A 14,873-nucleotide genomic window follows, 5' to 3' on the forward strand; every position below is an offset into this window, starting at 1 on the left:
GGAGTGGGTATGGAAAATTTACTGGCGCTGACCCTGGCCGATAAAATGCCGGAACAGAAAGAGGGGGATGGCCCCTCATTCCGCTGGCGATGGCTGGGGCGCGGGGGGCTTGAGCTGACGCCGACTACCGACAGCGAGCTATCGCTGCTGCTCTCAACGGGCATTCACGGCAATGAAACGGCGCCCGTTGAGATTGTCGATTTGCTACTGCGTGCGTTATATCGCGGAGATATCACCCTTACGTGTCGCGTACTGGTGGTGCTGGGCAATCCGCCTGCGCTGGCGCAAAACAAACGTTACCTGGTGAGTGACATTAACCGCATGTTTGGCGGTCGCTGGTCGCAGTTTCCGCAAAGTGAAGAAACGGCAAGGGCCGCGTGGCTTGAGAATGTCGTGACCGCGTTTTTCTCCACGGCGGGGCCAGTGCGCTGGCATCTTGATCTCCATACCGCGATCCGCGCGTCTTACCATGTGCGCTTTGGCGTGTTACCGCAGCGGAATCAGCCCTGGGATGAAGCTTTTCTGCGCTGGCTGGGGGACGCCGGGCTGGAGGCGCTGGTCTTTCATCAGTCGCCGGGCGGAACGTTTACCCATTTTACCTGCGAACATTTTGCTGCCCTGGCCTGTACGCTGGAACTGGGAAAAGCGCTTCCTTTCGGTGAGAACGATCTGACGCGTTTTGCTCCCACGCATCTCGCGCTGCGGGCTCTGCTCGGGGGAGAGGCTCCCGACCATGAGCATCCGCCCGTTGAGCGGTATCGCGTCGTACAGCAGATCACCCGCCGCAGCGATGCTTTCCAGCTTCATATGGCCGCGCACACCCTGAACTTCACGCCGTTTCGCAAAGGAGCGCTGCTGGCGGAAGATGGGGAAGAACGTTACGAAGTGCAGAAAACAACGGAATATGTGTTGTTCCCTAACCCTACCGTCGCGTTTGGCCTGCGAGCGGGTCTGATGCTGGAAAAAATATCATGAACCTTTCCCCTCTCATCATCCGGGAGGGGAAAATAAAAACGTTTCTTAACGTTTAAAGTGCTGGTCCTTGTTTTGCGGAATATTCCTGGTGAATTGCTTTATTATTCATCTTCACTTCGCTATACTTTTTCGAAATCGCTTTAAATTCATCGTTTTGAATATTTTTTGTTGCAACTCTCCACGCTTTATCCTTATTTCCTCCACATTTGGCGAAAAATTGTTTTGTACACTTTCATTGTTTTACTGTTGCTCTGACTAATTGACGATAAACCCCGTAAAGTTAATCTCGTCAACACGGCATAGCGCCGAAGAATAACTGAAAGAAAGGAAATAAATTATGCGTAAGTTTACTGCACTGTTTGTTGCTTCTACCCTGGCTCTGGGCGCTACCAGCATGGCGTTCGCCGCAGATACCGCAACCACGACTGCCGCACCGGCCGAAGGCAAAATGATGATGCATCATAAAGGCCCGGGTATGCACAACGAGATGATGATGTTTAAGGGGCTCAACCTGACGGATGCGCAGAAGCAGCAGATCCGCGACATCATGAAAAGCCAGCGCGACCAGATGAAGCGTCCTCCGCTGGAAGAGCGCCGCGCAATGCATGACATCATTGCCAGCGACACCTTCGATAAGGCGAAAGCCGAAGCGCAGATCGACAAAATGGCCGAGCAGCATAAAGCCCGCATGCTGGCCCACATGGAAACGCAGAACAAGATCTACAACATTCTGACCCCGGAACAGAAAAAACAGTTTAATGCCAATTTTGAGAAGCGTCTGACAGAACGTCCGGCGATGGAAGGTAAAATGCCAGCACCGACCGAATAATCGGTTCAACATCTTAAGACCGCCGGGATCCTGTCCACAAAAGCGCAACCGCTGTGGACAGGACCGGCGGTTTTTCTTTCCTGCCCTCTTGTCTGCCGCTGCCAGCGCGGTATTCTCCTGTAGTCGCTTCAGAGAATGTTTGTAGAGTCATGGCGTTAGCAATTTTTTTGACGTTCCGCTAAGGCCTGCCCGCTTTGCTGCCGATACTGTGTCTGTGAATACCTAATGATAACAAACAAGACTGCAAGGGTAGCGATATCCTTGCCCTGGCACGGGTTGTGCCATTCAGGAGTGGTGATGGAGTTCTTTGATATCCGTAAAATGCCGGTCAGCCTCTGGCGTAATGGTGCTGGCGAAACGCGAGAAATTTGTTGTATCCCTCCCGCAACGCGCGATTTTTGCTGGCGAGCCAGTATTGCGACGATCGCCAGCAACGGCGAATTCTCCGCTTTTCCCGGAGTTGACCGGGTCATTACCTTGCTGGAGGGCGGGGAGGTGACGCTGGATGCCGGACAGGCGTTCCGCCATACTCTTAAACCGCATCAACCTTACCATTTTGCCGGCGATTTGCCGGTAAAGGCATTGCTTTCCGATGGCAGGATGGCGATGGACTTCAACATCATGACCCGGCGTGACTGCTGCAAGGCGAAAGTGCGCGTTGCCGACCGTACCTTTACGACGTTTGGCTCGCGTGGCGGCGTGGTGTTTGTGCTAAGCGGGGCGTGGCAGCTGGGTGATAAACTGCTGACGGCCGATCAGGGCGCCAGCTGGGAGGAGGGGACCCATACTCTGCGTTTGCTGGAGTCTCAGGGTACCCTGCTGTTCAGTGAAATTAACTGGCTGCCGGGTCACTGAGCATAATGACCTCAAACTTGCCGGTTAAAACGGGCTTGCAGAGGATTTTATAGCCATCCTGATCGAACCCGGCGGGGGTGCGTAACAGGGTTGCCGCGTCGCTTAAATCATCGACAGCCCCCAGCCAGAGCCAGTTATTGACGATGTGATACTGCGTCATCGTTTCACCCACTTCTTTTAGCGCCACGGCGCCCTCCCACGGCCAGCAGTTGATGCTGATGGCCGCAAGACCGCTCAGGAGGCGGGCGTGATGCGCCTCAACGCTCTCTTTGCCGCAGCAGGCGCCTGCGCAGCGCTTCAGCGCGGAGCGAAAACAGGCGCGGCCACGCGTGGTGCCTTCTAAACCTAAAAGGCTGTAGCAAAGCTGTAGCTCGTCGGCCAGTGTTTGCAGAGCCTGAAGGGCCGCGCGTTTGTTGGCAAATAATCCAAAAAGGTTTGGCGCATGAGAAAAATCGACGTCGCGGGCGTAAACCACCTGCGGCTTACCGTCGCTGATCTGCAGGGAACAAAGCTGACGGTTACGGCGCAGGCGCTTATTAAAGAGCGGTTGTTGCTCTTTTATCAGCCGGGCCTCCAGCAACAGCGCACCCATTTCTCCCGCCGTCTGAAACCAGGTGATGCGCCGCGACTGGCGCAGCATGGCGGCCTCATCCGGGGTACGCAGGTGGGATAACACCCGGCTGCGAATATTGACGCTTTTGCCGATATAAAGCGGCAAGGTGTCGCTTTCACCGTGAAAAATGTACACGCCAGGCTGTTTTGGCAGCGCCTCAAGCCAGGGGCGAAGGTGCTCGGGATATTCGTAGATAGCCGCCGCTTCAAACTCAAGACGCGGGGCGGATTGACGCCTGCTCACATATTACTCCGTATACTGTTCAGGTATACAGTGTAGCAGGTGCGCTGTGGTTAAAAAAGAGCCGGGTGGCGGCTACGCCTTACCCGGCCACATTGTGCGGTCTGTTGCCCTCACCCCAACCCTCTCCCACGGGAGAGGGGGCAAACACTAAAAACGGCAACGGGGTTGCCGTTTTGCTTTTATTTCCAGAAGTCGTCAAACACCGTAATCGGCGTGTGGCGCTTGTGTTCGGTTTTCAGATACCAGCTTTCAATGATCTTCGCGGTACCTTCATCCAGCTGTTTGCCTTCCAGATAATCATCAATATTGTCATAGGTGACGCCAAGGGCCGCTTCATCCGGCAGGGAAGGGCGATCGTCTTCCAGATCCGCCGTCGGTGCCTTTTTATACAAGTGCTCAGGACAGCCCAGCGCGGCAAGCAGCTGTTTACCCTGACGCTTGTTCAGACGGAAAATCGGGTTAATGTCGGTGCCGCCATCGCCATATTTGGTGAAGAAACCGGTGATGGCTTCTGCCGCATGGTCGGTGCCGACAACCACGCCTTTGGTCATTCCGGCGATGCTGTACTGGGCTTTCATACGCTCGCGAGCTTTCTCGTTGCCGCGAACAAAATCGCTCAGCTCAATGCCCGCTTCGCGCAGTGCCTGCTCGCTTGCCAGCACCGCCCCTTTAATATTGACGGTGAGTACGCGATCGGGCTGGATGAACGCGATGGCATCCTGGCAATCCTGTTCATCGGCCTGCACGCCATAGGGAAGACGCACGGCGATAAACTGCAATTTCTCATCGCCCGTTTCTTCGCGAAGCTCTGAAATCGCCATCTGACAGAGTTTACCGGTCAGGGTGGAGTCCTGCCCGCCGCTGATGCCCAGCACCAGGGATTTCAGGAAAGCGTTCTTTCTTAAGTACGATTTTAAAAAATCCACGCTACGGCGGATCTCTTCATGTGCATCTACCGCGGGCTTCGCGCCCAGTGCCTGAATAATCTCGTGTTGCAGAGCCATCACGCCCTCCATATGCAGAACATAAACAGAATGTGTTAACTGTTAAAACTAACCCTTTGGACGAGAAACGACAAGGATCGCAGTTTCGAGTGCGCTAATTTGCGCCGATTTAGCAGGTTATCGTTGTTTTATTAGAATTTTCCGAAATTCGTCTGGCGTAATTCACAAAGTTGAACAATAGTACTTTTTATTCCATGCTTAGATAACACGCTGATAAACAAGAGGACGGAATATGAACAAGAACGTAGCAGGAATTCTTAGCGCAGCGGCAGTACTGACGATGCTGGCAGGGTGTACGGCTTACGATCGCACCAAGGATCAGTTTACACAGCCCGTGGTTAAAGACGTTAAAAAAGGGATGACCCGTTCGCAGGTCGCTGCGATCGCCGGTAAACCTTCTTCTGAAGTGACAATGATTCATGCGAAAGGGACCTGCCAGACCTATATCCTGGGTCAACGTGATGGTAAGGCAGAGACCTACTTTGTCGCCCTGGATGACACTGGTCATGTTATTAACTCCGGTTATCAGACCTGTGCTGAATACGACACCGATCCCCAGGCTCCAAAGGCTCAGTAACCCAGCTTGTCTGAAGATGTTAACGAACCGGCCCATGGGCCGGTTTTTTTGTGTATACGTAAATCTTATTTCTTTGCGCGAATTATTTGCCCGAAATGTGAAGGTAGTCAACAAGCCAGGTCAATGAGAGACAATTTCAACCTGTTCAGAATTATCCCCTGTCTGTACCATTGCGTATACTCACTCCAACAACAAACAACAGTATGCAAACTACCTGTCTGCCGGGACAGCAAGTCGAGTGATAGCGCGATGGCAGGTAGACCTACAAGAGGGAAATTACGATGGAAAAGAAACATATCTACCTGTTCTGCTCAGCGGGCATGTCAACCTCACTGCTGGTGTCAAAGATGCGTGCGCAGGCTGAAAAGTATGAAGTCCCTGTGGTGATTGAAGCGTTTCCAGAAACGCTGGCGGGCGAGAAAGGCCAGAAAGCCGATGTTGTTTTACTGGGGCCACAAATCGCCTATATGTTGCCCGAAATACAACGACTGCTACCCAACAAACCGGTCGAAGTGATCGACTCGGGGCTGTATGGCAAGATTGATGGTTTAGGTGTTCTGAAAGCTGCTGTGGCAGCCATTAAAAAAGCTGCTAATTAATTTTTATTTTTCCCGTCAAAGAGTTATTTCACACACAATACGCCGTAACACGAGTTACGGCATTTAAGGGTATTTACCTATGAGTAAAGTCATCGCTTCACTTGAAAAGGTACTCCTTCCTTTTGCTGTTAAAATAGGAAAGCAGCCTCACGTTAATGCCATTAAAAACGGCTTTATTAAATTAATGCCGTTGACGCTGGCCGGGGCCATGTTCGTTTTAATTAACAACGTTTTTCTGAGCTTTGGTGAAGGTTCCTTCTTTTATTCATTAGGCATTCGGTTAGACGCTTCCACAATTGAAACCCTTAATGGTTTTAAAGCCATCGGCGGCAACGTATATAACGGTACGTTAGGTATTATGTCGCTGATGGCGCCTTTCTTTATTGGCATGGCACTGGCAGAAGAGCGAAAAGTGGATCCGCTGGCTGCCGGGTTATTATCCGTTGCTGCATTTATGACCGTCACGCCTTACAGCGTAGGGGAGGCGTATGCCGTCGGCGCCAACTGGTTGGGTGGGGCGAACATCATCTCCGGTATTGTTATCGGTCTGGTGGTGGCGGAAATGTTCACCTTTATTATTCGTCGCAACTGGGTTATCCGCTTGCCGGATAGCGTACCGACGTCCGTTTCTCGTTCATTTTCCGCGTTGATTCCGGGCTTTATTATTCTCTCCATTATGGGGATTATTGCCTGGGCGCTCTCTCACTGGGGCACGAACTTCCACCAGATCATCATGGATTCTATCTCCACGCCGCTGGCGTCGATGGGTGGTGTGGTCGGTTGGGCGTATGTGATTTTCACCTCTCTGCTGTGGTTCTTCGGCGTACATGGTTCACTGGCACTGGCTGCGCTGGATAGCGGAATTATGACCCCGTGGGCACTGGAAAACGTGGCACTTTACCAGCAGTACGGCTCCGTTGACGCGGCGCTGGCAGCAGGTAAAACCTTCCATGTGTGGGCGAAGCCGATGCTTGACTCCTATATCTTCCTGGGTGGTACCGGGGCGACCTTGGGTCTGATCATCGCGGTCTTTATTGTCTCTCGTCGTGCTGACTATCGTCAGGTAGCTAAACTGGCGCTGCCATCAGGTATCTTCCAGATTAACGAACCGATTCTGTTTGGCCTGCCAATCATCATGAACCCGGTCATGTTCATTCCGTTCATCCTGGTTCAACCACTGCTGGCAGCCATCACCCTGACGGCTTACTACATGGGCATTATTCCGCCGGTGACCAACATTGCACCGTGGACCATGCCAGCGGGGCTGGGCGCGTTCTTCAATACCAACGGTAGCGTCGCGGCCTTCCTGCTGGCGATATTCAACCTCGGGATTGCGACCCTGCTCTACATGCCATTCGTGGCAATTGCGAACAAAGCTGCCACCATCATTGATGAAGAAGAGAGCGAAGAGGACATTGCCCTCTCACTGAAATTCTAAGATTGACCGACGCGGGGAAACCCGCGTCAGCCACAAGGAGCTTAAACATGTTAGATTTGGATAGTATCGTCGCAGACGACGCCGCAGAGAACGATCTTGAAGAAGTGGTGATGGGGCTTATCATCAACTCCGGGCAGGCCCGCAGCCTGGCGTATGCCGCACTGAAGCAGGCCAAGCAGGGTGATTTTGCCGCCGCGAAAACCATGATGGAACAGTCCCGTACCGCGCTGAACGAAGCGCACCTGGTGCAGACAAAGCTTATTGAAAGCGATCAGGGTGAAGGGAAGATGAAGGTCAGCCTGGTGCTGGTACACGCGCAGGATCACCTGATGACCTCCATGCTGGCGCGCGAGCTGGTGGCGGAGTTGATTGAGCTTCACGAGAAAATGCACTAAGTCGGATGTTGCAGCAGGAGGTCAGCACGATGGAAATTAAAACCGCACTTGAACAGCAGCTGTTTAATGGCAAAAATTTTCACGTGGTTATCTACAACAAGACGGAGAGCGCCAGTGGTCTGCACCAGCATGACTACTACGAGTTCACGATTGTTCTGACCGGCCGCTACTACCAGGAGATCAACGGTAAGCGCGTCCTGCTTGAGCGAGGGGATTTTGTCTTCCTGCCGATGGGGTCCTATCACCAGAGCTTTTACGAATTCGGTGCAACCCGCATTCTGAATGTCGGCGTCAGCAGGCGCTTCTTTGAAAAGCACTATCTGCCGCTGGTACCGTTCTGCTTTGTGGCGTCTCAGGTTTATCGCGTGAAAAACGAGTTCATGACCTGGATTGAAACGGTTATTGCCTCGCTTAACTTCCGTGAAAATGAATTTGACGAGTTTATTGAAACGGTGACTTTCTATGTGATGAACCGGCTGCGTCATCATCGTGAAGAGCAGCAGGTGACGGATGATATTCCACAGTGGCTGCGCAGCACTGTTGAACTGATGCACGATAAAGCCCAGTTCAGTGACAATGCGCTGGAGAATATGGTTTCCCTGTCGGGAAAATCCCAGGAATATCTGACCCGCGCGACGCAGCGGTATTATCGTAAAACACCTGTGCAAATTATTAATGACATTCGCATTAACTTTGCCAAAAAACAGCTGGAAATTACTAACTACTCGGTCACCGATATTGCTTACGAATCGGGATACAGTAGCCCCAGCCTGTTTATTAAAACGTTTAAGAAATTAACGTCATTCACCCCGAACAGTTACCGCAAAAGTTTGACGGTAATGAATTAACTTTCGGCGGTTTTATCCGCCACGAATATTGCTTTAATGGCTTGCCCAAATAGCGGGAAGAGTACGCTATACCTTGCAGGCGATTAACCTGATACGCAAAGGGAGATATTATGCAAAAGAAATTAAAAGTCGTAACCATTGGTGGCGGCAGCAGCTATACCCCGGAATTACTTGAAGGTTTTCTGAAACGTTATCATGAATTACCGGTCAGCGAATTATGGCTGGTGGACGTGGAGGAAGGTCAGGAGAAGCTGAATATTATTTTCGACCTGTGCCAACGCATGGTTGAGAAAGCGGGCGTACCTCTGACCGTGCATAAAACGCTGGATCGTCGACTGGCGCTGAAAGATGCAGATTTCGTAACCACCCAGCTGCGCGTTGGGCAGTTGAAAGCGCGTGAACTGGACGAGCGTATTCCGTTGAGCCACGGTTATCTCGGTCAGGAAACTAACGGTGCCGGTGGCCTGTTCAAAGGCCTGCGTACCATTCCGGTTATTTTCGACATCGTTAAAGACGTGGAGGAAATCTGTCCAGACGCGTGGGTGATTAACTTCACTAACCCGGCAGGGATGGTGACCGAAGCGGTCTATCGTCATACCGGTTTCAAGCGCTTTATTGGCGTCTGTAATATTCCAGTCGGCATGAAAATGTTTATCCGTGACGTGCTGGAACTGACCGATAATGACGATCTCTCTATCGATCTGTTCGGTTTGAACCATATGGTGTTCATTAAAGATGTCATCGTGAACGGAACATCGCGTTTTGCTGAACTGCTGGACGGGGTCGCCTCGGGTCGTCTGACCGCTGCGTCTGTGAAAAACATCTTTGACCTGCCGTTCAGCGAAGGGCTGATCCGCTCGTTGAATCTGCTGCCGTGCTCCTACCTGCTTTATTACTTCAAGCAGAAAGAGATGCTGGCCATCGAAATGGGCGAGTATTACAAGGGGGGCGCGCGGGCGCAAATCGTTCAGAAAGTTGAGAAGCAGCTGTTCGACTTGTATAAAGATCCGAACCTGAACGTCAAGCCGAAAGAGCTTGAGCAGCGCGGCGGGGCCTATTATTCCGATGCGGCGTGTGAAGTGATCAACGCCATCTACAACGACAAGCAGGCGGAGCACTATGTTAACGTGCCGCACCACGGCCACATCGACAATATCCCGGCTGACTGGGCCGTTGAGATGACCTGCATTCTGGGACGCGATGGCGCTAAACCGCATCCGCGCATTACTCATTTTGATGACAAAGTTATGGGTCTGATCCACACCATTAAAGGCTTTGAAGTGGCGGCAAGTCAGGCGGCGCTGAGCGGCGAGCTGAATGACGTGCTTCTGGCACTGAACCTCAGCCCGCTGGTGCATTCCGACCGCGATGCGGAGCAGCTTGCAGCAGAGATGATCCTGGCGCATGAAAAATGGTTGCCGAACTTCGCCGCCACGATCGAGAAGCTGAAGTTCAAACACCACTGAGAGGACGCACAATGGAAAACCTGCTGATCGTTAATGCTGATGATTTTGGCCTCTCGAAAGGTCAGAACTACGGCATTATTGAAGCCTGTCGCCGGGGGGTTGTGACATCCACTACGGCACTGGTTAATGGTGAAGCGGTTGAACATGCGGCGCAGCTAAGCCGCGACGTGCCTGAGCTGGGCGTCGGGATGCATTTTGTGCTGACGCTCGGTATGCCGCTTACGCCAATGCCGGGCCTGACCCGTGACGGACAGTTAGGTAAATGGATTTGGGAACAGGCGGAGCAGGACGCTCTGCCGCTGGAAGAGATTGCCCGCGAGCTGGACTGTCAGTTCAACCGCTTTGCTGATCTGTTTGGTGATCTGCCAACACACATCGACAGCCATCACCACGTGCATATGATCCCGGCAATTTTCCCGATCGTTGCGGCGTTTGCTCAACGCAAAGGCGTAGCGATGCGCGTGGATCGTGAGGTGCAAGGGTTGCCGGACAGTGCGGTGACAACCACCGCAGGGTTCAGCAGCGCGTTTTACGGCGAGGCGATCGACGAAGCGCTGTTCCTGAAGGTGCTGGATGATTCTGCAGCCCGGGGAGAAAAGTCACTGGAGGTCATGGCGCACCCCGCATTTGTCGATAATATCGTGCGCAAGAGCGCGTACTGCTGGCCGCGCCTGGCGGAGCTGGATGTGCTGACGTCGCCGTCGCTGAAATACGCGATTGCCGAACGTGGGTATCGGTTGGGGACATTCCGGGATCTGTGAGAAGTGCCGGGGGGCGGCTTCGCCTTACCCGGCCTACGAACGACCTGCAAACTGTTGTAGGCCGGGTAAGCGCAAGCGCCACCCGGCTTTTTTTACGCCGGGATCTGGTCAATCTTGCTGCTGCGTGACCAGACACGGTGCGCGGCGAGCAGGTCAAACAGCTTCGTGATAAAGGCGTCGTCCACGTTATCGCCCTCGACAATGCCGTCCTCACCTTGCTCGGCAACCTTCAGCTGGGATTTAAACTGACGCGCATCGCCGGACAACGCGATCGGTTTCAGGTGCTTATAAGCTTCCAGCAGGTAATAGACGGCGTCACCGTTGTTCAACAAGCTGGCAATATCCCCGCACGGAACAATCACCGCATCGACGGTCAGCGAGGGTGCCCCGGCAAAGGTCGCAGCCACCGGCAGCACGGAACCGTCATCAGCCGTCACTTCACCCATTCGGGAATAAAGCAGTTTGGCGTGTACGCCCTGGGTTTTCAGCGCCTGCATAATGCCCAGTACGTCACTGGCCCGGGTTTTATCGTTCAGCAGGATGGCGACCACGCGGCCTTTAATTGAGCCACCTGGCACCGCATACAGACTCAGCGACGGATCTTTCTTCACGCCGTTGACCTCTTTTGGCGGAGCAAGGTTGCGCTGCTCGTCGGTGAGGGTAATACCCAGGTTATCCGCCACGCTCTGGGCGAGCTGAATATCAATGTGCGCAAGCTGATCGACCACGCGCTCGCGGATGTAGGTGCGCACCACCTTACTTAACTCGAAGCTAAAGCCGCCGATGATGTGCTGCTGCTCAATCGGCGTCTGGCTGTTCCAGAACAGGCGAGGATGGGCGTAATACTCGCCGAAGGAAGGGCTGCGCTCGCGAATTTTGTTGCCATCGATACGCTCCTGGTACGACTCAAAACCTCCGCGTTTCGGGCCTGGCGGTGTTTCGCGCGGCCAGTTATCGTTGATCGAGTTAGGCTCGTAGTTAGCCGGATTGGTATCAATGTCCTGACGATGCATCCCGTCGCGCTGGAAATTGTGGTACGGGCAGGTCGGACGGTTAATTGGAATTTCGTGGAAGTTCGGCCCGCCAAGGCGGCTGATCTGCGTATCGGTGTACGAGAACAAACGTCCCTGTAAGAGCGGATCGTTGGTGAAATCCAGTCCCGGCACGATATGCCCCGGGTGGAACGCGGCCTGCTCGTTCTCGGCAAAGAAATTATCCGGGTTGCGGTTGAGCACCATTTTCCCCACCAGTTGAACCGGCACCAGCTCCTCGGGGATCAGTTTGGTCGGGTCAAGAAGGTCGAAATCAAACTTAAATTCATCCTCTTCCGGAATGAGCTGCAGGCCCAGTTCATATTCAGGGAAATCGCCGGCTTCAATGGACTCCCACAGCTCACGACGATGGAAGTCAGGATCGCGCCCGGTCAGCTTCTGCGCCTCATCCCACACCAGCGAGGCTTTGCCCGCCACCGGCTTCCAGTGGAACCGGACGAACGTGGCTTTTCCTTCCGCGTTAATCATACGGAAGGTGTGAATACCAAACCCCTCCATCGTGCGATAGCTGCGCGGAATACCCCGGTCAGACATCGCCCACATCACGTTGTGTAACGTTTCAGGTTGCAGAGAGATATAGTCCCAGAAGGTGTCGTGCGCACTTTGTCCCTGCGGTATGGCCCAGTGGGGCTCCGGTTTTACCGCATGGACAAAGTCAGGAAATTTATGCGCATCCTGAATGAAAAACACCGGGGTGTTATTGCCCACCAGATCAAAAATACCCTCTTCGGTATAAAACTTGGTGGCGAAACCGCGAATATCACGCACCGTGTCTGCCGAACCCGCGCCACCCTGTACGGTGGAGAATCGGACAAACACCGGGGTAATTTTATCCGGGTCGGAGAGGAAATCTGCTTTGGTGATCGCTTTCAGGCTCTTGTACGGCTGGAAGTAGCCATGCGCAGCCGAGCCGCGCGCGTGAACGATACGTTCCGGAATTCGCTCGTGGTCGAAATGGGTAATTTTTTCCCGCAGGATAAAGTCTTCCAGCAGTGTGGGGCCGCGCGAGCCGGCGCGAAGAGAGTTTTGATCGTCAGCAATGCGCACGCCCTGATTGGTCGTGAGTGCAAAACCTTCACCACCTTTACGGTGTGGCTCAAGCGATTTCAGCTTCTCGTTCCCGGTGTCCGGCGATTTCATGCTTCCCGGTGCGGTAGGCTGTTCGCCGGGGGCGGAAGGGCCTGGCGAGGGGCGGTGAGAGCCGTCAGCAGGGGCGAGAGAGTCCATACCCGGTTGAGATTCTTCAGTGCCATGAATCGGTGATTGATGTGTATTATCTTTGTTCGACATTGCACGCTTCTCCTTTATCCATTGCTAAAAACCCTATTAAGGATAGAACAATGTCGTGAGATAGCTCGCGAACTAAGAGTTTTCACATGCCGCCATTAACGAAAGGAGCCCTCTCAGCCATTAGGAGCGCGACGGAAGGGAGCAGAATCGGCTATCATAGAATTTTCCTGCTTCAAGAATTTGCTTTAGTGAACCCGTCGCTTATGAAACCTCTTCGTCAACAAAACCGCCAGGTTATTAGCTATGTGCCCCGCGTGGAACCCGCGCCGCCTGACCATGCCCTGAAAGTGGAGGGTTTTCGTGATGTCTGGCAGCTTCGTGGTAAATATGTGGCGTTTGTCCTGATGGGGGAGCATTTCCGTCGATCGCCGACGTTTTCCGTGCCGGAGTCTGCCCAGCGATGGGCGGTGCAAATCCGCCAGGATGAAGAGGTTGAAGAATAACAGCCATAAAAAAACCGCCATCAGGCGGTTTTTTTATTTCCCGGCGATTACCGGTGCGCCAGTTCGGCGTCGTCTTCACTTTCCAGAATGGCTTTGTCGGTCTGCTTCAGCCACTGGCTGGTCAGCGTACCGGCGGTCATGGAGCCGCTCACGTTCAGCGCGGTACGACCCATGTCGATCAGCGGTTCAACGGAGATCAGCAGCGCGACCAGCGTCACTGGCAGACCCAGTGCAGGCAGCACAATCAGCGCAGCGAAGGTTGCGCCGCCACCAACACCGGCAACACCGGCGGAACTGATGGTCACAATGCCGACCAGCGTGGCGATCCAGACCGGATCCAGCGGGTTGATACCCACGGTCGGGGCAACCATCACCGCCAGCATCGCCGGGTAGAGACCCGCACAGCCGTTCTGACCGATGGTGGCACCAAAGGACGCAGAGAAGCTGGCGATAGATTCTGGCACGCCCAGGCGACGGGTCTGCGCTTCAACGTTCAGAGGAATAGACGCGGCGCTGGAGCGGCTGGTGAAGGCAAAGGTCAGTACCGGCCAGACTTTGCGGAAGTATTTCAGCGGGCTGACGCCGTTCACGCCCAGCAGGATACCGTGGACCACGAACATGATGCCCAGGCCCAGATAAGAGGCGACGACAAAACTGCCCAGCTTAATGATGTCCTGCAGGTTAGAGCCCGCAACCACTTTGGTCATAAGCGCCAGCACGCCGTATGGCGTCAGCTGCATGACCAGACGCACCAGCTTCATCACCCAGCTTTGCAGGGTATCAATCGCCGTCAGCACACGCTCGCCTTTCGGCGCATCGTCTTTCAGCAGCTTCAGTGCGGCCACACCGAGGAATGCCGCGAAGATCACCACGCTGATGATGGACGTTGGGCTGGCGCCGGTCAGGTCAGCAAACGGGTTCTTCGGAATGAAGGAGAGCACCATCTGCGGAACCGTCAGATCGGCCACTTTACCCACGTAGTTGGTTTGAATCGCGGTCAGGCGTGCTGTTTCAGCCGTGCCCTGCACCAGACCTTCGGCCGTCAGGCCAAACAGGTTGGTTACCAGCACACCCACCAGCGCGGCGATCAGCGTGGTAAACAGCAGGGTACCAATGGTCAGAAAACTGATTTTACCCAGTTGAGTGGCGTTATGCAGGCGGGCAACGGCACTCAGAATAGAGGCGAACACCAGCGGCATCACGATCATCTGCAGCAGCTGGACATAGCCGTTGCCGACAATGTTGAACCACTGAATAGAGTCTTTCAGAACTGGATTATCGGAGCCATAAATCGCCTGCAACGCCAGACCAAATACGACACCCATGGCCAGACCAACCAGCACTTTTTTCGCCAGGCTCCACTGTTTGTGGCGCGTCTGCGCGAGAAGCAATAGCAATACAACGAACACAACAACGTTCGCGATGAGTGGAAAATTCATCCCCGTTCTCCTGATTTATTATGGGATCGGTTTTTCCCGATCCTGT

At 53.8% G+C, this 14,873-nt stretch carries 15 protein-coding genes; 11 read left to right on the forward strand and 4 right to left on the reverse strand.

The window, feature by feature from the left end; genetic code table 11:
- Positions 1 to 9 precede the first annotated feature (9 nt).
- The 3 genes from astE (at position 10) to ves (ending at position 2,659) form a co-directional block, all read left to right on the forward strand.
- Complete coding sequence (gene astE / locus A4308_RS13720) at positions 10 to 975, forward strand: succinylglutamate desuccinylase (RefSeq protein ID WP_045281794.1); 966 nt, start codon at positions 10 to 12, stop codon at positions 973 to 975.
- A 337-nt stretch (positions 976 to 1,312) separates the two neighbouring features.
- Entirely contained in the window at positions 1,313 to 1,804 is a 492-nt protein-coding gene (gene spy / locus A4308_RS13725) for an ATP-independent periplasmic protein-refolding chaperone Spy (RefSeq protein WP_014883470.1), read from the forward strand.
- Positions 1,805 to 2,101: 297 nt separating this feature from the next.
- Positions 2,102 to 2,659, forward strand: coding sequence for an environmental stress-induced protein Ves (ves, locus tag A4308_RS13730; RefSeq protein ID WP_014883471.1), 558 nt, complete (start codon positions 2,102 to 2,104; stop codon positions 2,657 to 2,659).
- Here ves and cho read toward each other — a convergent pair.
- On the reverse strand, positions 2,637 to 3,515 hold the full coding sequence (gene cho, locus A4308_RS13735; RefSeq protein WP_014883472.1) for an excinuclease Cho: 879 nt from the start codon (positions 3,513 to 3,515) through the stop codon (positions 2,637 to 2,639). The two genes, ves and cho, sit on opposite strands and share 23 nt — an antisense overlap.
- 179 nt (positions 3,516 to 3,694) lie before the next feature.
- Positions 3,695 to 4,519 carry an ammonia-dependent NAD(+) synthetase gene (nadE, locus tag A4308_RS13740; RefSeq protein WP_023332763.1) on the reverse strand — a complete coding sequence of 275 codons (825 nt, stop codon included), beginning with the start codon at positions 4,517 to 4,519 and terminating at the stop codon, positions 3,695 to 3,697.
- A gap of 232 nt (positions 4,520 to 4,751) precedes the next feature.
- On the opposite strand from nadE, the gene osmE reads away from it, so the two are divergent.
- From osmE to chbG, 7 genes are all read left to right on the forward strand, one after another.
- Positions 4,752 to 5,096: an osmotically-inducible lipoprotein OsmE gene (gene osmE / locus A4308_RS13745; RefSeq protein ID WP_010430142.1), complete on the forward strand. Its 345-nt coding sequence runs from the start codon at positions 4,752 to 4,754 to the stop codon at positions 5,094 to 5,096.
- A gap of 281 nt (positions 5,097 to 5,377) precedes the next feature.
- Positions 5,378 to 5,695: a PTS N,N'-diacetylchitobiose transporter subunit IIB gene (gene chbB / locus A4308_RS13750; RefSeq protein ID WP_014883474.1), complete on the forward strand. Its 318-nt coding sequence runs from the start codon at positions 5,378 to 5,380 to the stop codon at positions 5,693 to 5,695.
- A 79-nt stretch (positions 5,696 to 5,774) separates the two neighbouring features.
- Positions 5,775 to 7,133 (forward strand): PTS N,N'-diacetylchitobiose transporter subunit IIC, encoded by a 1,359-nt coding sequence (gene chbC, locus A4308_RS13755; protein ID WP_014883475.1) that lies wholly within the window; start codon positions 5,775 to 5,777, stop codon positions 7,131 to 7,133.
- Positions 7,134 to 7,180: 47 nt separating this feature from the next.
- Positions 7,181 to 7,528, forward strand: a complete 348-nt coding sequence (gene chbA, locus A4308_RS13760) for a PTS N,N'-diacetylchitobiose transporter subunit IIA (RefSeq protein ID WP_014883476.1) — start codon at positions 7,181 to 7,183, stop codon at positions 7,526 to 7,528.
- Positions 7,529 to 7,533: 5 nt separating this feature from the next.
- Positions 7,534 to 8,376 (forward strand): transcriptional regulator ChbR, encoded by an 843-nt coding sequence (chbR, locus tag A4308_RS13765; protein ID WP_071819744.1) that lies wholly within the window; start codon positions 7,534 to 7,536, stop codon positions 8,374 to 8,376.
- Positions 8,377 to 8,486: 110 nt separating this feature from the next.
- On the forward strand, positions 8,487 to 9,842 hold the full coding sequence (locus A4308_RS13770) for a 6-phospho-beta-glucosidase (RefSeq protein ID WP_023332765.1): 1,356 nt from the start codon (positions 8,487 to 8,489) through the stop codon (positions 9,840 to 9,842).
- Between the two features lie 11 nt (positions 9,843 to 9,853).
- Positions 9,854 to 10,603, forward strand: a complete 750-nt coding sequence (chbG, locus tag A4308_RS13775) for a chitin disaccharide deacetylase (RefSeq protein ID WP_023332766.1) — start codon at positions 9,854 to 9,856, stop codon at positions 10,601 to 10,603.
- Between the two features lie 92 nt (positions 10,604 to 10,695).
- Here chbG and katE read toward each other — a convergent pair whose 3' ends face one another.
- Positions 10,696 to 12,945, reverse strand: coding sequence for a catalase HPII (gene katE, locus A4308_RS13780; RefSeq protein ID WP_045281795.1), 2,250 nt, complete (start codon positions 12,943 to 12,945; stop codon positions 10,696 to 10,698).
- Between the two features lie 203 nt (positions 12,946 to 13,148).
- On the opposite strand from katE, the gene cedA reads away from it, so the two are divergent.
- Complete coding sequence (gene cedA, locus A4308_RS13785) at positions 13,149 to 13,388, forward strand: cell division activator CedA (protein WP_014883481.1); 240 nt, start codon at positions 13,149 to 13,151, stop codon at positions 13,386 to 13,388.
- 47 nt (positions 13,389 to 13,435) lie between these two features.
- On the opposite strand, the gene tcyP is transcribed toward cedA, so the two are convergent.
- Positions 13,436 to 14,827: a cystine/sulfocysteine:cation symporter gene (gene tcyP / locus A4308_RS13790; RefSeq protein WP_014883482.1), complete on the reverse strand. Its 1,392-nt coding sequence runs from the start codon at positions 14,825 to 14,827 to the stop codon at positions 13,436 to 13,438.
- Between the last annotated feature and the right edge of the window lie 46 nt (positions 14,828 to 14,873).

This window comes from Enterobacter sp. ODB01, from assembly GCF_001623605.1.
Lineage (GTDB): Bacteria > Pseudomonadota > Gammaproteobacteria > Enterobacterales > Enterobacteriaceae > Enterobacter > Enterobacter kobei.